The organism is Streptomyces sp. NPDC005820, assembly GCF_040630255.1.
In the GTDB taxonomy this organism is placed as follows: domain Bacteria; phylum Actinomycetota; class Actinomycetes; order Streptomycetales; family Streptomycetaceae; genus Streptomyces.
Window position 1 is genome coordinate 49,360 of sequence record NZ_JBEXXE010000059.1, and the last position, 17,060, is coordinate 66,419.

The 17,060-nt window shown below is 72.1% G+C and carries 13 protein-coding genes and 1 pseudogene; 7 read left to right on the top strand and 7 right to left on the bottom strand.

Going from position 1 to position 17,060, the window contains the following annotated elements:
- Nucleotides 1–456 precede the first annotated feature (456 nt).
- The 3 genes and pseudogenes from ABZ464_RS45675 to ABZ464_RS45685 form a co-directional block, all read right to left on the bottom strand.
- A pseudogene (locus ABZ464_RS45675) lies at nucleotides 457–2,679 on the bottom strand (nitrate- and nitrite sensing domain-containing protein); the annotation flags it as partial.
- Nucleotides 2,680–2,751: 72 nt separating this feature from the next.
- A complete protein-coding gene (locus ABZ464_RS45680; protein WP_359287861.1) occupies nucleotides 2,752–3,768 on the bottom strand; it encodes a substrate-binding domain-containing protein in 1,017 nt (338 codons plus the stop codon).
- Nucleotides 3,769–4,047: 279 nt separating this feature from the next.
- Complete coding sequence (locus ABZ464_RS45685) at nucleotides 4,048–4,848, bottom strand: SAM-dependent methyltransferase (protein ID WP_359287862.1); 801 nt, start codon at nucleotides 4,846–4,848, stop codon at nucleotides 4,048–4,050.
- A gap of 107 nt (nucleotides 4,849–4,955) precedes the next feature.
- Here ABZ464_RS45685 and ABZ464_RS45690 point away from each other — a divergent pair, with 107 nt between their 5' ends.
- From ABZ464_RS45690 to tatA, 3 genes are read left to right on the top strand one after another with little or no spacing between them, the layout of a single operon-like run.
- Nucleotides 4,956–5,351 (top strand): metalloregulator ArsR/SmtB family transcription factor, encoded by a 396-nt coding sequence (locus tag ABZ464_RS45690; RefSeq protein WP_359287863.1) that lies wholly within the window; start codon nucleotides 4,956–4,958, stop codon nucleotides 5,349–5,351.
- Nucleotides 5,341–8,454 carry an HAD-IC family P-type ATPase gene (locus tag ABZ464_RS45695; protein WP_359287864.1) on the top strand — a complete coding sequence of 1,038 codons (3,114 nt, stop codon included), beginning with the start codon at nucleotides 5,341–5,343 and terminating at the stop codon, nucleotides 8,452–8,454. The genes ABZ464_RS45690 and ABZ464_RS45695 overlap by 11 nt, the downstream gene beginning before the upstream one ends.
- 16 nt (nucleotides 8,455–8,470) lie before the next feature.
- Nucleotides 8,471–8,704: a Sec-independent protein translocase subunit TatA gene (gene tatA / locus ABZ464_RS45700; RefSeq protein WP_359287865.1), complete on the top strand. Its 234-nt coding sequence runs from the start codon at nucleotides 8,471–8,473 to the stop codon at nucleotides 8,702–8,704.
- Nucleotides 8,705–8,787: 83 nt separating this feature from the next.
- On the opposite strand, the gene ABZ464_RS45705 is transcribed toward tatA, so the two are convergent.
- A complete protein-coding gene (locus ABZ464_RS45705) occupies nucleotides 8,788–9,243 on the bottom strand; it encodes a DUF6114 domain-containing protein (RefSeq protein WP_359287866.1) in 456 nt (151 codons plus the stop codon).
- Entirely contained in the window at nucleotides 9,231–9,899 is a 669-nt protein-coding gene (locus tag ABZ464_RS45710) for a DUF6230 family protein (protein WP_359287875.1), read from the bottom strand. Before ABZ464_RS45710 ends, ABZ464_RS45705 begins: the two co-directional genes overlap by 13 nt.
- A gap of 689 nt (nucleotides 9,900–10,588) precedes the next feature.
- Between ABZ464_RS45710 and ABZ464_RS45715 the strand changes: the two genes are divergently transcribed.
- Nucleotides 10,589–11,224: a Tat pathway signal sequence domain protein gene (locus ABZ464_RS45715; RefSeq protein WP_359287867.1), complete on the top strand. Its 636-nt coding sequence runs from the start codon at nucleotides 10,589–10,591 to the stop codon at nucleotides 11,222–11,224.
- Nucleotides 11,225–11,242: 18 nt separating this feature from the next.
- Here the strand turns inward: ABZ464_RS45715 and ABZ464_RS45720 are convergent, their stop codons facing one another.
- Complete coding sequence (locus ABZ464_RS45720) at nucleotides 11,243–12,199, bottom strand: lytic polysaccharide monooxygenase (protein WP_359287868.1); 957 nt, start codon at nucleotides 12,197–12,199, stop codon at nucleotides 11,243–11,245.
- A gap of 309 nt (nucleotides 12,200–12,508) precedes the next feature.
- Between ABZ464_RS45720 and ABZ464_RS45725 the strand changes: the two genes are divergently transcribed.
- Complete coding sequence (locus ABZ464_RS45725; protein WP_359287869.1) at nucleotides 12,509–14,320, top strand: S8 family serine peptidase; 1,812 nt, start codon at nucleotides 12,509–12,511, stop codon at nucleotides 14,318–14,320.
- Between the two features lie 96 nt (nucleotides 14,321–14,416).
- On the opposite strand, the gene ABZ464_RS45730 is transcribed toward ABZ464_RS45725, so the two are convergent.
- The gene (locus ABZ464_RS45730; RefSeq protein ID WP_359287870.1) at nucleotides 14,417–15,067 is read right to left on the bottom strand and encodes a ScbR family autoregulator-binding transcription factor; all 651 of its coding nucleotides are present in this window, start codon (nucleotides 15,065–15,067) and stop codon (nucleotides 14,417–14,419) included.
- Nucleotides 15,068–15,246: 179 nt separating this feature from the next.
- On the opposite strand from ABZ464_RS45730, the gene ABZ464_RS45735 reads away from it, so the two are divergent.
- Nucleotides 15,247–16,149 (top strand): ScbA/BarX family gamma-butyrolactone biosynthesis protein, encoded by a 903-nt coding sequence (locus tag ABZ464_RS45735; RefSeq protein WP_359287871.1) that lies wholly within the window; start codon nucleotides 15,247–15,249, stop codon nucleotides 16,147–16,149.
- A 70-nt stretch (nucleotides 16,150–16,219) separates the two neighbouring features.
- Nucleotides 16,220–16,867: a ScbR family autoregulator-binding transcription factor gene (locus ABZ464_RS45740; RefSeq protein ID WP_359287872.1), complete on the top strand. Its 648-nt coding sequence runs from the start codon at nucleotides 16,220–16,222 to the stop codon at nucleotides 16,865–16,867.
- The last annotated feature ends 193 nt before the right edge of the window (nucleotides 16,868–17,060 follow it).

Genomic DNA, 17,060 nt, shown 5'->3' on the forward strand with positions numbered 1-17,060 from the left:
GGGGGCCGGGGTCCCGGAGGCGGGCGCCGGGGAGGGCGAGGGGGCTGCTGGGGACGCCGAGGTGCTTGCGGGGGACGGTGTGGCGGGGGAGGCCGGAGTCACGGAGTTTGGCGCCGGGGAGGGTGAGGCGGCTGCTGGGGACGTCGAGGTGCTTGCGGGGGCCGGTGAGGCCGGAGCCTCGGAGGCGGGCGCCGGGGAGGGTGAGGCGGCGGCTGGGGACGCCGAGGTGCTTGCGGGGGACGGTGAGGCGGGGGAGGCCGGAGCCCCGGAGGTTGGCGCCGGGGACGGCGAGGCGTTTGCCGGGGCCGGGGAGGCCGGAGCGGGGGACGGTGAGGTGCGGGTCGTGTTCCTCGGGCCGCCGGGTGGTGCGGAGGCCTCCTGGATCGCGGCGGCCTTGTCACGCCTCGGCAGCGGCACGGCCCGCTTGCCCTGGGCCCTGCCGTGCTCGGGCTCGGGCCCGGCCGAGGCCCCTGCCGCACCGGCCGGTTCCGGGGTCGTGCCGGGCTGTGCGCCCGTCGTGTCGGCCGGGTCCCCGCTCGGGCCGGGACCTGCGCTCGTCGTGGCGGTTGGCTTCGGCGTCGTATCGGAGTGCTCGGGCATGGCGTCGGCCGGTTCCGGGGTCGACGGCTCCCGGGCCGGCGTGGACTGCGCCGGCTGCTCCTCGTCCGGCAGTTCCCGCAGCGCCTCCGACAGCCTGCGTATCGTGTCGACCGCCTCCGGCGCGGCCGGGGGGAGCGGCTCGGTGATCTCGCGGACCACGATGTCGTGCGGGACCAGGACGATCGCCGTGACACCGCCGTACGGCGAGGGGCGCAGGGTCACGGCGATGCCGTGCCGGGTGGCCAGCCGGGCGATCACGAACATGCCGAGCCGCAGGTCGTCGGCGAGCGCCACCACGTCGAACTGCGGGGCCACCGCCAACTGCGCGTTGAAGGAGTCGTAGTCCTCCTCGGACAGCCCGAGACCGCGGTCCTCGACCTCGATCGCCAGCCCCCTGGCCACCATCGCCGCCCGCACCCCGACCGGACTCGGCGCCGGCGAGTACGAGGTCGCGTTGTCGATCAGCTCGGCCAGTAGATGGATCACGTCGGCCACCGCGGGCGGGGCGATGTAGAGGTCCTCCTCGGTGTGCACCTCCACCCGCTGGTACTGGGCGACCTCACCGACCGCGCTGCGCAGGATGTCGATCAGCGCCACCGGCTCCGACCAGCTGCGCCCGGGCCGGCCCCCGCTGATGATGACGAGGTTCTCCTCGTACCGGCGCAACTGGCTGGCCGTGGAGTCGAGTTCGTACAGCCCCTTGAGGACCTCCGGGTCCTGGTGGGTGCGCTCCAGCGCGTCGAGCTTGCTGAGCTGCAGGTTGACCAGGTTCTGGCTCTGCCGGGCGATGCCGAGGATGACCTTCTGGAACCCCCGCCGGGTGTCGGCGAGTTCGACCGCGGTGTGCACGGCGGTGCGCTGCGCCGTGTTGAACGCCTTGGCCACCTGGCCGAGTTCGTCGCCGCCGTAGTCCAGCGGCGGGGTCGCCGAGTCCACGTCGACAGTCTCTCCCCGGTCCAGCCGCGCCACCACGTCCGGGAGCCGTTCCTGTGCCAGGCTGAGCGTCGCCATCCGCAGGCCGCGCAGCCGCCGGGACAGCGACCGGGTGATCCGCCAGGACATGCCGACGCACAGCAGCAGCGCGACGAGACCGCCGGCGCTCAGCGAGGCGGCCTTGATGAGCAGTCCGCGCGCGTTGTCCGCGCTGTGCTGGAGCAGTGTCGTGGTCTGCCGCTGGATGAGCGCCGAGTACTGCTCGGAGACCTCGATGAGCGCGGCCCGCCACTGCTTCTGCACATCCGGCAGGACGACCAGGCCCTTCTTGTCCCGGTCGGCCCCGGCCGCGAGCACCTTGTCCTCGATGGACTGCAGGATCTGCCACTGGTAGCTGGTGAGGATCTTCTCGGTCTCGGTCTTCGCGGCACCGGTGAGGGAGGGGACGATCTGGTCCTCCACCAGCCAGCGCCGGGTGTTCACCAGCTGGGCGAACTGCGACCACGTCTTCTGGTCCATCCGCCCCTGGGGCCCGGCCAGGGTCAGCCGGAGGTCCTCCTCCGAGACCAGTTCCGCCGCGTGCTCCAGGGCGACGAGCGGGCCGGCCTGCGAGGTGAGGTCGCCGTCGTCGACCTGCGACAGCTCCTGGAAGGCGTGGATCTGCACGTCGATGATCGAGGTGTACTGGTCCAGGGCCTGCGCGGCGGTGATGCCGGTGGGACGGTCCACTTGGCCACGGTAGTACTCCAGGCTGCTCACCGAGGCGACGACCGAGTACAACTGGTCCTTGACCCGCTCGGGCGCCTGCTGGATGTCGTCGGCCCGGGAGACCAGCTTGGCGACCGCCGTGTCCGTCCTCCCGCGCTGCGCGTCCAGGGCGGCCCGGGCGCTGCCGCCCCCCGAGGCCAGCCACACGGCCGACAGACTGCGCTCCTGCTGCAGCGCGAGGGTCGCCTCGGTGCCCATCGCGCCGGTGGAGCGGCTCAGTTCGGTCTGCGTGCGCAGCCGCAGTCCCTCCGAGAACATCTGGATCGTCGTCACACCCCACATGGCGGCGAGGGTGACACTGGGCACCAGCGCCAGGAGGATCAGGGAGAGACGTATGGAGCCGAGACGCCGGCGCCGGGCACCTGTCCGTGGAGACATGGTCGTCCTAGGGTGATCAGCGGGGAGCGGGATGCGGGGAAGGGGGTCGGGGGACCGGCGGGAACCGCCGGGTCAGCGCGTTCCGTCGGCGGCGAACCGCGCCACGTCGGAGACATTGCTCTTCGTGACGAAGGCCGGCCCCGTCAGGACGGGGGACACACCGCCTCCGCTGATGTTGCCGTTCGTCCGGTACAGCCAGAGCGCGTCCACGGCCAGATAACCCTGGAGATACGGCTGTTGGTCCACCGCGAACTGGACACTGCCGTCGCGGACCGCTCCGACCAGGTCCTTGTTGAGGTCGAAGGTGGCGACCTTCGCCTTGCTGCCCGCCTTCTTCGCCGCGTCGACCGAGGCGAGCGCGAACTGCGCCCCGTTGGCGATCACTTCGTCGATGCCGGGATCCTGCTGGAGGTGTGCCTCCACGGCGGCGGACATCGCGTCCATGTCGGTCCCGTCGACGTAGAGCATCTCGGTCTCTCCGGTGAACGTCTTCTTCACCCCGGCGCAGCGGGCCTCCAGCGAGATGTTGCCGCGCTCGTGGATGACGCACAGGGCGTGCTTCGCGCCGAGGCCGTCGAGCTTGGCGCCGACCGCGCGGCCCGCGACGCTCTCGTCCTGGCCGAAGTACTCCAGCAGTCCCGTCGACTGCCAGGCGTCTATACCGGAGTTGAGACCGACCACGGGTATCCCGGCCGCCTTCGCCGCGGCCACCGGGCTCCTCATCGCCTGCGGCTTGGCCAGCGTCACCGCGATGCCGTCCACCTTGTCGCGGACCGCGTCCCGCACCAGAGCGGCCTGTCCGGCCCCGTCGGCGTCGCTCGTATAGCTCAGATCGACGTTGTCCTTGGCGGCCGCCGCCTCCGCGCCCTTGCGCACCAGCTCCCAGAAGGCGTCGCCCTTGGCGCCGTGGGTGACCAGCGCGACCTTCATCCGGTCGCCGGAGCCGCGCGCCCCGTCCGAGCCGGACGAGCCGTCGCCGGAGCAGCCGGCGAGGAAGAGGGCGCAGCTGACCGCGAGGACGGTCAGACGCACGGTTCCGGTGGGGCCGGAGGGTCTTGGGGGCGGGGAGGAGGGGAGAGGACTGTTCATGGGGGGCTGCACCTCGCTGTGCGGCAGAGCATGAGGACGGGGCGTGCGCCGCCGGAGCGACGGGGTGGGCGCCGGCGAGACGCTATCGCTGGCTCGGAGCCAACCGTGTGTGACCGCTGGTAGTCAAGTAAACAACCACTTGGGGTGAGGTGCTGCTGCCGCATCGTGATGTGGGACGGGACCGGAGGGGGCGAAAGGGAGCATAGCCGCAGGTGGATTGAATGATCGTCAAAATTGCGGAGTGCACCGGGTCACGCAGTGCGCCGGGCCGTGGCGGGCTCAGGGTTTGCGTGCCACCGCCCCGTACATCGCGATGTCCTCGTCGCGCAGCACCTCGGTGCCCGTGCCGTCGGGGCGCCAGCGGTGCACCTGGACGATGCCGGGGTCGACGAGGTTGAGCCCGGTGAAGAACGCGGCGGCCTCCGCGCGGGTGCGCAGCCGCATCGGCATGCCGCGGGCCGCGTACTCCCGGGCCACCCGGCCCACCTCGTCGGGCGCGAAGTCCGCGGTGCCGACGGACATCGCGAGGTAACTGCCCGAGGGCAGCGGGTCGAGCAGTCGGCGCACGATCCCGACGGCGTCGTGCTCGTCGAGCAGGAAGTGCACGATCGCGATCACGGTGAGGGCGACGGGCTGCCCCGGGTCCAGCGTCGCGCGGAACTCCGGTGAGGCCAGGATCCCCGCCGGGTCGCGCATGTCGGCCTCGAGGTAGGCGGTGCGCCCCTTGTCCGTGCCGCCCAGCAGGTTGCGGGAGAGGGTGAGGACGAGCGGGTCGTGGTCGACGTACACCACCCGCGCGTCCGGGGCCTCGGCCTGGACGATCTCGTGGAGGTTGGGGGAGGTGGGGATGCCGCTGCCGATGTCGAGGAACTGGCGGATGCCCGCCTCCCGGGCCAGATGGCCGACCGCGCGGTTCATGAAGTCGCGGTTGGCCCGCATGTGCACGGGGAGCGCGGGCCACTCCCGGACCATGGCGTCGCCCGCCTCGCGGTCCGCCGGGAAGTGGTCCTCGCCGCCGATGATGTAGTCGTAGATCCGCGCGGAGTGCGCCGTCCCGGTGCCGATCTCTTCAGGGCTCATGCGTCCAACCTCCCACTCCCGTAGGACAGTTGAACAGGCGTACGGGCCCGTAACCGACCGCCCCCTACACTGAACCGGTTCACGCCCAGCCGAGGAGGTCGACCACCGTGGCGTACGAGGATCCCGGCGCCGAGGTGCTCGCGCACGCGGCCGAGACCTTCGGGCTGCTCGCCTCCCCGGCCCGGCTGCACATCGTGTGGGCACTGGCCCACGGCGAGAGCGATGTGACCGGGCTCGCCGAGCGGGTCGGCGGCGCGCTGCCGGCCGTCAGCCAGCACCTGACCAAGCTGAAGCTGGCCGGCCTCGTCCGCTCCCGCCGCGAGGGCCGCCGCCAGGTCTACTTCGTGGACGCCCCGGACGTCGTCGACGTCGTCCGCCTGGCCATGGACCGCCTCGCCGATCGAGCCGACCGATCCGACCGCGCCGACCGATCCGACCGTGCTGTCGGCGCCGACAGCGTCGCCGGGGCCGTGCATCCGGTCGCCCGTCTCCGTGGCCTCTGAGGCACCCGCACCCGCACCCGCCGAAGGCGCCGTCGGCGCCGACGGTACCGCCCTGCAGGTGCTGCGTCGTCTGGAGAGCGGGCCGCGCGGGCTGACCGACGCCGAGGCCGCCGCCCGGCTCGCCGACACCGGCGACAACACGCCGCCCGCGGCCCGCCCCGCCTCCTGGCCCCGGCTGCTGCTGCGCGGCACCCGGGACCCCTTCACCGCCGTACTGCTCGTCCTCGGCCTGGTGTCCGCGCTCGTCGCCTCCTGGGGCACCGCCGCCGTGATCCTCGCGCTCGTCGCGCTCAGCGTCGCGCTCCGGGCGAGCGGCGAGCACCGCGCCGACCGGTCCCTGGCCGCACTGCGTCAGCTGGTCGCGGGCACGGCCACCGTGCTGCGCCGCCCGTCCGACGGGGAGCCGCCCCGCCCCCGCGAACTGCCGGTCGCCGACCTCGTGCCGGGCGATGTGATCCGGCTCGGCCCCGGGGACCTCGTCCCGGCGGACGTACGACTGCTGCGCGCCCGCGGCCTCACCGTGCACCAGGCCGCGCTGACGGGCGAGTCGGCGCCGGTCGCGAAGTCGGCCGCGCAGACACCGGACCCCGGCGCCGAGTCCCACCTCTGTTTCCAGGGCAGCGACGTCGCCTCCGGCAGCGCCACCGCCGTGGTCCTCGCCACCGGGGCACGCACCCGGGTCGCCGCCGCCCTCGACGGGCCCGGGCGGCGGGAGGCGAGCGCGTTCGACCGGTCCGTGCACGGCATCTCGTGGGTGCTGATCCGCTTCATGCTGCTCACCCCGCCGCTCGTGCTGATGGCGAACGCCGCTCTGCGCGGCCGGGGCCTGGAGACCCTGCCCTTCGCGGTCGCGGTGGCCGTCGGCCTCACGCCCGAGATGCTCCCGGTGATCGTCACCACGTGTCTGGCCCGGGGCGCGGCGCTGCTCGCCCGTACCCACGGCGTGATCGTCAAACGGCTGCCCGCCCTGCACGACCTCGGCGCGATCGACGTCCTCTGCGTGGACAAGACGGGCACCCTCACCCAGGACCGCCCGGTCGTCGACCGCTCCCTCGGCCCGGACGGCCACGACGACCCCACCGCCCTGCACTGGGCCGCCGTCAACGCCTGGTGGACCCTCCAACTCGCCGAACTCCCCGAGCCGGACTCGCTCGACGAGGCGCTTCTGGAGGCGGCCGAGCCCCTGGGCGCGTACGACCCGGAGGCGTACGACGCGGTGGACGCCGTCCCCTACGACCCCGTACGGCGACTGGCCACCGCCGTGGTGCGCGGTCCGCGCCCCGGCACTCACATGCTGGTCGTCAAGGGCGCGGTGGAGGACGTCCTGGACCGGTGCTCCCTGGCGGACGGGGAGCGGGACCGCCTGGACGCGCTCGTCCGGCGCGAGGCGGACATCGGCCTGCGCCTGCTCGCCGTCGCCACCGCCCGGCGCCCCGCGCGCACCCGCCCCTACACCCCCGCCGACGAACGCGGCCTCACCTTCCGCGGCCTGATCACCTTCCGCGACACCCTCGCCCCGGAGGCCGCCGAGACCCTGCGCGGACTGATCGCCCAGGGCGTGACGGTACGCGTCCTGACCGGAGACCACCCGGCCACGGCGACCCGAGTCTGCCGCGAACTGGGCCGGGAGCCGGAACGCGTCGTCATCGGGGCGGATACCGGGGAGGAGGCCGAGGTCGGCGGGCTGTGCGTGGAGGATGGCGTCGGTGCGGCCTCGGTCGCCGGCGTGGGGGCGAGCTCGGGTCCGGATACTGCGGGGGAGGCCGAGGCCGGCGGGCCGCGCGTGGAGGGTGGCGTCGGTGCGGCGTCGGCTGCCGGCGTGGGGGCGAGCTCGGGTCCGGATGCTGCAGGGGAGGCCGAGGTCGGCGGGCGGCGCGTGGAGGGTGGCGTCGGTGCGGCGTCGGCTGCCGGCGTGGGGGCGAGCACGGATCCGGATGCCGCGGGGGAGGCCGAGGTCGGCGGGCCGCGCGCGGAGGGTGGCGCCGGTGCGGTCCCGGCCGTCGCCGTGGGGGCGAGCACGGATCGCGTGCCGGACGGGAGTCATGCTCCGGGCGAGGGTCACGCGCTGGACGGGGGGCATGCTCCGGGCGAGGGTCACGCGCTGGACGGGGGGCATGCTCCAGGCGCGGCGCGCGATCCGGGCGTCGGCCGCGGGCCAGGGGCAAAGGGGCGTCCCGCGCGGGAAGCCGCCGCCCCCGGCCTTGCCGCCCCCGGCCTCACCGTCCACGCCCGTTGCACCCCCGCCGACAAGGCACGCGTGGTCGCGGAGTTGCGGGCGGCCGGGCACACCGTGGGGTTTCTCGGGGACGGGGTGAACGACGCCCCCGCCCTGCGCGCCGCCGACGTCGGCATCGCGCCGCGCTCGGCCTGCGCGGTCGCCCGGGAGTGCGCCGACGTCGTCCTCGGCGAGAAGGACCTCGCTGCCGTCGGCCACGCGATCGCCGCGGGCCGGCACAGCAGCGGGAACATCGCCTCGTATCTGCGCGTCACCCTCTCCTCCAACCTCGGCAACGTCCTCGCGATGCTCACGGCGGGTCTGCTGCTGCCGTTCCTGCCGATGCTCCCGGCACAGGTGCTCGTGCAGAACCTGTGCTTCGACGCCGCCCAGCTCGCCTTCGCGTACGACCGTCCCGGCGCCGCCGCGCTGCGCCGCCCCGCCGAGCTGCGGCCCCGTGCCTTCCTGCGGTTCCTCACCGGGTTCGGCGCGCTCAACGCGGTCGCCGACCTCGCCACCTTCGGGGTGCTCGCCCTCGCCCTGCACGGCCCGGACGCGGTCGACGACGAGGCCGTCTTCCACTCCGCCTGGTTCACCGAGAACCTGCTCACCCAGGCCCTGGTGATGGTGCTGCTGCGCACCGGACGGGGCGCCGCCGGGACCGGCCCGGTCGGCCGGGCCGCCGCCTTCCTCGGCGCCGTCGGGCTGCTGCTGCCGCCGAGCCCGCTGGGCGCCCGGCTCGGCATGACCCCGCTGCCGCTGCCGTACTACCTGCTGCTCACCGTCGTCCTCGGCCTGTACGCCCTGGCGCTGCGCCGAGGGGCCCGGGGGCCTCTGTACACGGGACCGTCGGGTTGTACAGTTGCGCAACATAGCAACCATTGCTGACGGAGAGGTCTCGAGCATGCTGCGCAATGGACTGGAGCCCTGGCACCTGCTGGTCGTGGCGGCCGTCGTCGTCCTGGTGTTCGGCTCGAAGAAGCTGCCGGACACGGCACGCGCCCTCGGCAGGTCGATGCGCATCCTCAAGAGCGAGGCCAAGGCGATGAAGGAGGACGGCGCCGCGAGCGGCACGGTCTCCGAGGCGCAGACCACGGTCACGACCGCTCCGGCGGAACCGCGGGCCACCGCGTACTGACGTACGGAGACAACCGGCGGGGCCGGGACCCTCCTGCGATGCGCAGGTAGTCCCGGCCCCGCCGGTGTGGTCGAACGCTTGCCTCAGGCGGGCTCGCCCGGCAGCGGAGGCTGGAGCGCCTCGGCGGCCGCCCGGGCCGCCTTGCGCCGCTTGCGGCGGCTCACCCGCGGCTCCTGGTCGGGCAGCCAGCCGAACGTCATGCAACTGCCCACGACGCCCAGCAGCAGGCCGACGAAGAACCCGCCCAGGTTGGACGTGACCCAGGTGGCCAGCGCGAGCAGCACGGCGATCACGGAGTAGAACAGCCGCTGCGCCGGGTTGAAGACGATCAGCAGGCCGCAGACGACCATCAGGGTCGGCAGGAGGTAACCCGCCAGGCCCTGCATACCGATGTGCAGGATGACCGGAAGCGGTGCCTTCATGGTCACCAGGATCTCGGCGCCGCCCAGCGTGAGCAGCACCCCGCCGAGGAAGGGCCGCCGCCCTCGCCATGCGCGAAAGGCGGTGCGCCACTGGCTGGACGGGCTCACTGCGGGCAACCCCCGGTCCCGAACCGCATGTGCAGGTCGGGCAGCTTGAAGACGCCGGCGGTGGCCGCGTAGTTGTGCTGGTACAGGTTCTTGATGAGGACGGTGTCGGCCTGCTGGCCGTAGACGCCCTCGGGACCCTTCACGCCGCCCTTGTTGAAGGTGCTGGCGTCGCCGCCGATCTCGATCCCGTGGAACTCGGCGTCACCCTTGATGACGTCGGAGTCGATGGCCAGGTTCTCCACGTGCACCGGCGTGCCGTCGCCGCCCGCGGTCAGCAGGAGCTGGATGCCGCCGAGGTCGACCGCCTGGCACATGTTGGTGATGTCGCCGTTCTTCACGACCGAGGTGACGACCAGGACCTGGCCGCCGGTGTCGCCCTGGTTGGGGCTGTTCTCGATCATGCTGTCCAGCGCGCCGAACTGCTCGAATCCGGTTCCCTCGAGCTTGTCGCCGGTGACCACGAACGGCATGCCGGAGATGGCGAACTGCACTCCGAGGGCGCCCTCGGCGGTGAGGATCGCGAGGGTGGCGGCGACCGCGGCGGCCGGCACCGCCATCACTGCGGCCCGGCGCGGCCGGACCCGGCCGCGTCTGCCGGAGGAACCGTTTTCCGGGTTCCCGGGGGTGTTGTCGTCGGACGACGTGACGTCCGGGGACGAGGCCATGTCTGCTCCCATGCGCTTGAAGTGGTGCGGGTCGGGCTTCAGTGGCGCGTTGTCCTGGCGCGGACAGCGGCTGCCGCGCACGCCTCCTCGCAACTCCCGGAAGCCGTAAGGGCTTTCACGTTACGCAGCAGTAGCCAACGCAGAAGTTACCGATGGTTACACCAAGGGGTCAAGGGAGATGTGGAAAAAGAGTGTTCATCATGTGCCGCCTGTGGATCAAGTTCGACACATGTTCCCTGCATATATCTGTCGGACCAGCAACTTGCCTTCAACGTATTGACGTTGACGGAATATCAGGTCTACAACTCTCCCTGGCTCAGCCCGGATCCGCGGCTCGGCCCGGATCCGTGGCGCCGGATCCGCCGCGCGGTGACCACCGCGCTCCCGGACCTTCCGCTCCACCTGGGCGGATCCACCCGAGTCCGATCCCACACCCGGCACCGGTACGGCCGCTTCCCCCCGCGGGCCGCTTCCGGTCGCCCCTTCCCGCCCGGCCCGGCCGGAGTCACCGTCCAGTGCCTCCGGTTCGGTCACCGGCCGGCTGCCGTTGCCGGTCCGTCACGTACGGAGAAGGCGTCACGGGCCGGCAACGGCGGACGCCGCGTCGCGTCCCCCCACGTTGCGAACGGCACCCACGATCCACCCAACTCCCCCGAAACACCCCCCAGTTCAGAGAGAGGCACCCGCCAATGCGCATCCGCTCCCTTCTTGCCGTCGCCGGTACCGCCGTAGCGCTCACCCTCCCGGCCGTCACCCCGGCCTCCGCGGCCGGCGCCGTCCTGACCACCGTCAACGGCGATGTCGCGGTCGGCGACGTCCTCAACGCGTCCCTGGCCAGCGGCACCGCCGCCACGCTGTACAACAGCGCGACCGGCACCAGCGGCATCTCCTGTGCCGCGTCCACGTTCACCGCCACGGTCACCGACAACCCGGCCGCCCCGGGCACCGCCACCGAGTCGCTCACCGGCCAGACGTTCAGCAGCTGCACCTCGAACGTCCTCGGTGTCACCGGCGTCACCAGCATCACCGTCAACAACCTGCCCTACACCACCACCGTCACCTCGGACGGCGTCGTCGCGGTGACCCCGCCGAGCGGCTCCACCGTCCAGACCACGGTCGTCCTGCGCACCCTGCTGGGCACCGTCTCCTGCGTCTACCAGGCCTCCGGCCTGAGCGGCACGGCGAGCAACACCGACAACAGCATCGCCTTCGCCAACCAGGCGTTCACCCGCACCTCCGGCTCGACGCTCTGCCCCTCCGCCGGCTACTTCACCGCCAAGTACGCCCCGGTGACCGACGGGACCGCCGCGGTCACCGTCAACTGACCCTCGTAACCGAGGACTTCAGCGCCTGCGCAGGCGCAGCGCCAGGGCGGCGCCACCGGTGAGCACCAGCACCGCGATGGCGCCGCCCGCCAGCAGCGGCGCGGACGGACCCGAACCGGCCCCGGTGGCGGACGCCACCGGGGTGCTCCCGGGTGCGTCCGCGCCGGCCGGTGCGGGCGAGGCGGTGGTGGCCGGAACCGACGGGCTCACGGCCGCCGTGGACGCGGTGACCGACGGCTCCGCCGAGGCCGCAGCCGAGGCCTTCTCCTCCTGCTTCTTCTTGTCCGTGCCCGATGCGCCCGTGTCCGAGGCGCCCGTGTCCGAGGTTCCGGACGCCGTCGAGAACACCACGTCGGAGCACGAGTAGTACGTGTCGGGCGTACTGCTGTTCTGCCAGATCGTGTACAGCACCTGACGCCCCGTCCGGTCCGCGGGCAGCTTCGCGCTGAAGCGGTACGCCCCGTTGCTCAGCGTCGGGTCCTTGATCTCCGCGAACGGGCGCTCCGGCAGATCGGACCAGGTGAGCGGTTCCGTCGGGTCGTAGCCCTGCTTCGTCAGATAGAGCCGGAAGGTCCCGGTGTGCGGGATCGTCGAGGCGTACGTCATCTTCAGCGTTCCGCCCGGTGTCAGCCGGGTCGTCGGCCAGTCGGCGCGCGCGAGGTCCAGCCCCTTGTAGGCGGGCAGCCCGCCGCTGCACAGCTTGCCGTCCGGGATCGTCTGCCGGTCCCGGCCGTTCACGTTCGCCACCCGCAGGTTGTCCCAGGCGGCGAACGACGTCCCGTTGGCGGCGATCGCCGCCTTGCAGGCCGAACTGCCGGTCTGCGTGCCCTCTGGGGAGCAGCCGTAGACCCGGCTGGACGGCTCCGTGGGCGCGCCATGGGCCAGGGCGGGGCCGGCGGCCCACAGGTTCAGCAGTAGCGGGCTCACGGCGGCCGCCGTCAGGGCGGCGATGCGGTGTGCGGTCATCCGGGACATCGGGGACGTCTCCTCGGCCGGCGCGGGAACGGTCTGTTCAGTCCAGTACGGGAACCGGCCCCGGTGCGTTCAGGGTCGGTTCGCGGCTTTCGAGGGTGGGTTTCCGGCCGGATCGAGGGTTTCCCCTGTATCCGGATGACCATTCCTTTGCCTATCGTTCCAGCACAGCTGAACCACAGGTAACCCCTGATGGAACCAGCTTCCCGCGCCTGGCCGGCCATCGCGTTCCACCCCCCTCCGCTTCGACGCCGAAGCGATCGACCGTTGCTCCGCGCTGTCTGCCCGGAGCCGGCCACGAAAGGCACGCCCTTGCGCACCTCACCCGCTCTGCGGCGGAAGCTGATATCCGCCGCGGCCCTCTCCGCGGCCCTTCTCACCGCCGCCTCCACCGCCTCCGCGGTCGCCGCCCAGGACTCCGCCTCCGCGGCCCCCGCCGTGCCCGCCGCCCAGACCGAGGCCGCCCCCGGCACGCCCGCCGAGCGCCTGATCGTCGGCTACAAGTCCGGTGCCACCGAGGCGACTTCGAACGCGGCCGCCGAGGCCGACGCTGCCGCCAAGGGCGAACAGACCGGCGCGGACGTCGACTTCCAGCGCCGTCTCGGCACCGGCGCGGCCCTGGTCGACCTGGGCGAGGACGTCACCAGGGCGGACGTCGCCGACGTCGTCGCGCGCTACCAGGCCGACCCACAGGTCGCCTATGTCGTCCCGGACCGTCTCAACACCCCCCAGGCCGACCCGAACGACACCGAGTACGCCAAGCAGTGGGACCTCTACGAGACCACCGCCGGCATGAACGTCCCCGGTGCCTGGGCCACTTCGACGGGCAGCGGGGTCACCGTCGCCGTCATCGACACCGGTTACGTCGCCCACAGCGACCTCGCCGCGAACATCGTCGGCGGCTACGACTTCATCGCCGACACCGCCGTCTCGGTGGACGGCGACGGCCGTGACAGCAACCCGGCCGACCCGGGCGACTGGTACAACGCGAACGAGTGCGGCTCGGGCATCCCGGCCTCCACCTCCTCCTGGCACGGCACCCATGTGGCCGGCACCATCGCCGCCGTCACGAACAACAACAAGGGTGTCGCGGGCATCGCCTACGGCGCGAAGATCTCCCCGGTCCGCGTGCTCGGCAAGTGCGGCGGCTACGACTCCGACATCATCGACGCCATCACCTGGGCGTCCGGCGGCACCGTCTCCGGCGTGCCCGCCAACACCAACGTCGCCAAGGTCATCAACATGAGCCTGGGCGGCGACGGGGCCTGCACCTCGGCCACCCAGAGCGCGATCACCGCGGCCGTGAACCGCGGCACCACCGTCGTCGTGGCGGCCGGCAACGACAACGACAACGTCGCGAACCACTCGCCGGGCAACTGCAACAACGTCATCTCGGTCGCCGCCACCAACCGGACCGGCGCCAAGGCGTCCTACTCCAACTACGGCTCCCTGGTGGACATCTCCGCCCCCGGCGGCCAGACCAGCACCGGCACCGCCAACGGCATCCTGTCCACGCTGAACTCCGGCAGCAAGACGCCGTCGACCGAGTCGTACGCCTACTACCAGGGCACCAGCATGGCCACCCCGCACATCGCGGGCCTGGTCGCGCTGCTGAAGTCGGCGAACTCCGCGCTGACCCCGGCGCAGATCGAGACCGCCATCAAGAACAACGCCCGTGCGCTGCCCGGCGCCTGCTCCGGCGGCTGCGGCGCGGGTCTGGCCGACGCGGCCAAGACGGTGGCGGCGGTGAGCGGCACCGGCGGCGGTTCGACCGGCGGCACCACGTTCTCCAGCAGCACCGCGGTCGCCGTCCCGGACAACGGCGCGGCGATCACCTCCTCCATCGCCGTCAGCGGGCTGACCGGCAACGCGCCCTCGACCCTGAAGGTCGGCGTCGACATCACCCACACCTACCGCGGTGACCTGGTCGTCGACCTGGTGGCCCCGGACGGCTCGACGTACCGCCTGAAGGCCTCCAGCACCTCGGACTCCGCGGACAACGTCAACACCACCTACACGGTGGACGCCTCGAGCGAGGCCGCCAACGGCACCTGGAAGCTGCAGGTCCAGGACGTGGCCGCGCAGGACACGGGCACCCTCAACAGCTGGAAGCTGACCTTCTGAGACGGCCGCGGGGACACCCCCGCGTGACCTGATACGGGCGGGCCGGCCGGTGTGGATGGACACCGGCCGGCCCGCCGCGCTGTGCTGCGCACACCGTCAGGAGGCGGCCCTCTCCTCCAGCGAGGCCAGCACCCGCACCCCCCGGTCGGCCCGGGTGTCCAGACGGGGCAGGACCCCCGACACGGCGATGCTCGGCAGTATGTGCGCCCACATCACCGACAGCCGGTCGGCGAGGTCCGCGCGGCCGGTCAGCGCCCGCGACATCAGCTGGATGCCGGTGAAGGACCCCACCAGCAGCTCCACGGTCTCCCGGGGCTTCACCGTCGGCAGCAACTCGCCACGCTCACGGGCCAGTTCGAACAGGTCGGTCAGCCGCTCGGCCCACTGCCGGAACGCCTCGCCGTGATCGATCCCGGGCGGGGTCTCCTGGTCCACGGCCAGCCGCACGCTGCCCCGCAACAACGCGTTGCTCAGCAGCCGTTGACCCACCACGAAGGTCATGTCGACGATCTCCTGCAGCTTGCAGGACTGCGGCGGCACCGCGCCGAACGGCACCTGCTCGTTCAGGACCGCGTGGGCGAGCGATTCCTTGGACGCGAAGTGGAAGTACAGGGCGCCCTTGGTGACTTCGGCGCGCTCCAGGACCATGGAGATCGTGGTGGACGCGTAGCCGTGCTCGTCGAAGACCGCGCCGGCCGCCTCCACGATCGCCCTGCGCGTCCGGATGGCGCGCTCCTGTTTCGCCATAAGAGCCCCTTCACGGCACCGAGTTGGCCGGAACGCGTGATCGCCCGCGATTCCGCCCCGATCATAGGATGCCGTCGACTGATCTCATTGAAAACAAACCGGTCGCCTCGTACTCTAACGCTTACCGGAGCGGACGGTTCGCCGTCTGCCATGGCCTTCGGGGGACCGTAGGGAGAGACATGACTCGACCGCGGCAGCTTGCCGACGCTCCGTCCCTGACCACCACCGTGCCTCGCCAGCTCGTGCACCGCGCGGCTCTGTCGGAGACCCTGCTCACCGGCTGGCGACGCGCCGGGGACGACCGGTTCTCGGTCTCCGCGCAGTGGCCACGGGCCCATGGGTTACACGTGTCGCCCGACTGGTCCGCTTATGACCCCCTGCTCGTCGTCGAAACGGTCCGGCAGGCCGGCACTCTGATCACGCACACCGAGTACGACGTTCCCCTGGATTACCAGTTCGTCATGCAGGAGTTCCAAGTCACCACGGTGGCGGGGGAGTTGGGGGTCGGTCCGCTGCCGGCCGAGCCGGAGGTGGACCTGGTCTTCGCCGAGATCCAGTACCGCGGCCGGCGCCTGGCCGGCGCCCGGTACACCGCCCGGGTGCGGCGCGAGGGTGAACCGGTGGCCACCGCGGACGTCGCGTTCACCGTCGTCGGCGGGCCCGTCTACCGCCGTCTGCGCGGCGGGCGGACGCCCGAGTCGGTGACCGCGACACCCCTGCCGGCCGGTCTGGCGCCGACCGACGTGGACCGCGCGCTGCCCACCGACGTGGTCCTCGCCCCGGCCGACGGGCCCGATCGCTGGCAGCTACGAGTAGATACCGCACACCCCGTTTTCTTCGACCATCCGCTCGATCATGTGCCCGGCATGCTGCTTCTGGAGGCGGCCCGCCAGGCCGCCCGGCTGCTCAGAGCCGACGACCGGTCACCGGTGGCCTACCACGCGTTCTTCCATCGCTACGCCGAACTGGACGAACCCGTCTGGATCGAGGCGAAGGGAGGTCACGGGACCGATGTGCAAGTCGTCGGGACGCAAGGGGAGTCGACGGTCTTCGAGTGCCTGGTGGGTACCCTCGCACGGTGAGCTATTGTGTACTGGGGGTAAGAAACAAACGGCATGACCCGTTCTTTACCGGCCCAGGAGAGTCCAGTCGATGGCGAGGCAGTTACGCGCCGAACAGACCCGCGCGACGATCATCACGGCCGCTGCCGATCTGTTCGACCGGCATGGCTACGAATCGACGAGCCTCAGTGAGATCGTCGAGCACGCCCGTGTCACCAAGGGAGCGCTCTACTTCCACTTCGCGGCCAAGGAGGATCTCGCCCACGCCATCATGGAGTTGCAGTCCCAGGCCTCACGCCGGGTCGCCGTCGAGATCGACGACCGGGGCTATCCGGCACTCGAAGCGCTGATGCGCCTCACGTTCGGCCTCGCGCGGCTTTCGGTCGAGGGCCCGATCGCCCGCGCGGGGCTCCGGCTCGCCACCGGGGGAGTCCCGGTGAAGCCGCCCCTGCGCCATCCGTTCGCGGAGTGGCTGGAGCTGATGAGCCGTCGGCTCATGGGCGCGGTGAGGGAGTCCGACATCCATCCGGACGTCGACATCGACGCCGTCGCCCACTCCCTGGTCTGCTTCTTCGTGGGCACCCGGGTGGTGGGCCGCTCCCGCGAACCGGCGGCCCGGCTGCCGCGCCGGATGGCCGAGATGTGGTACGTCCTCATCCGCGGCCTGGTCCCGGTCCCCCGCCGCCCCCGCTACCTCAGCCTGGCAGCACGGCTGGAACGGGAAATCATGGCGGGGTGAGGGGCGGGGCGGGGCGCGGCTGGCGGAGGGCGTGGCTGGCGGCCTCGCGGCCTGGCGGCCTCGCGGCCTGGCGGCCTCGCGGCCTGGCGGCCTCGCGGCCCATTCAGAGGACACGACGAACGAGCGGGTTCCGCTCATACGTCCGGATTCGGTAACAGTCGACACTCAGGAAGCACCCAGGCACGGCCGAAAT

Excerpts from the sequence above, each read along its gene's own strand:
- ABZ464_RS45680 (WP_359287861.1), bottom strand. The coding sequence starts at position 3,768 with ATGAACAGTCCTCTCCCCTCCTCCCCGCCCCCAAGACCCTCCGGCCCC.
- ABZ464_RS45685 (WP_359287862.1), bottom strand. The coding sequence starts at position 4,848 with ATGAGCCCTGAAGAGATCGGCACCGGGACGGCGCACTCCGCGCGGATC.
- tatA (WP_359287865.1), top strand. The coding sequence starts at position 8,471 with ATGCTGCGCAATGGACTGGAGCCCTGGCACCTGCTGGTCGTGGCGGCC.
- ABZ464_RS45710 (WP_359287875.1), bottom strand. The coding sequence starts at position 9,899 with ATGGCCTCGTCCCCGGACGTCACGTCGTCCGACGACAACACCCCCGGG.
- ABZ464_RS45715 (WP_359287867.1), top strand. The coding sequence starts at position 10,589 with ATGCGCATCCGCTCCCTTCTTGCCGTCGCCGGTACCGCCGTAGCGCTC.
- ABZ464_RS45720 (WP_359287868.1), bottom strand. The coding sequence starts at position 12,199 with ATGTCCCGGATGACCGCACACCGCATCGCCGCCCTGACGGCGGCCGCC.
- ABZ464_RS45730 (WP_359287870.1), bottom strand. The coding sequence starts at position 15,067 with ATGGCGAAACAGGAGCGCGCCATCCGGACGCGCAGGGCGATCGTGGAG.
- ABZ464_RS45735 (WP_359287871.1), top strand. The coding sequence starts at position 15,247 with ATGACTCGACCGCGGCAGCTTGCCGACGCTCCGTCCCTGACCACCACC.
- ABZ464_RS45740 (WP_359287872.1), top strand. The coding sequence starts at position 16,220 with ATGGCGAGGCAGTTACGCGCCGAACAGACCCGCGCGACGATCATCACG.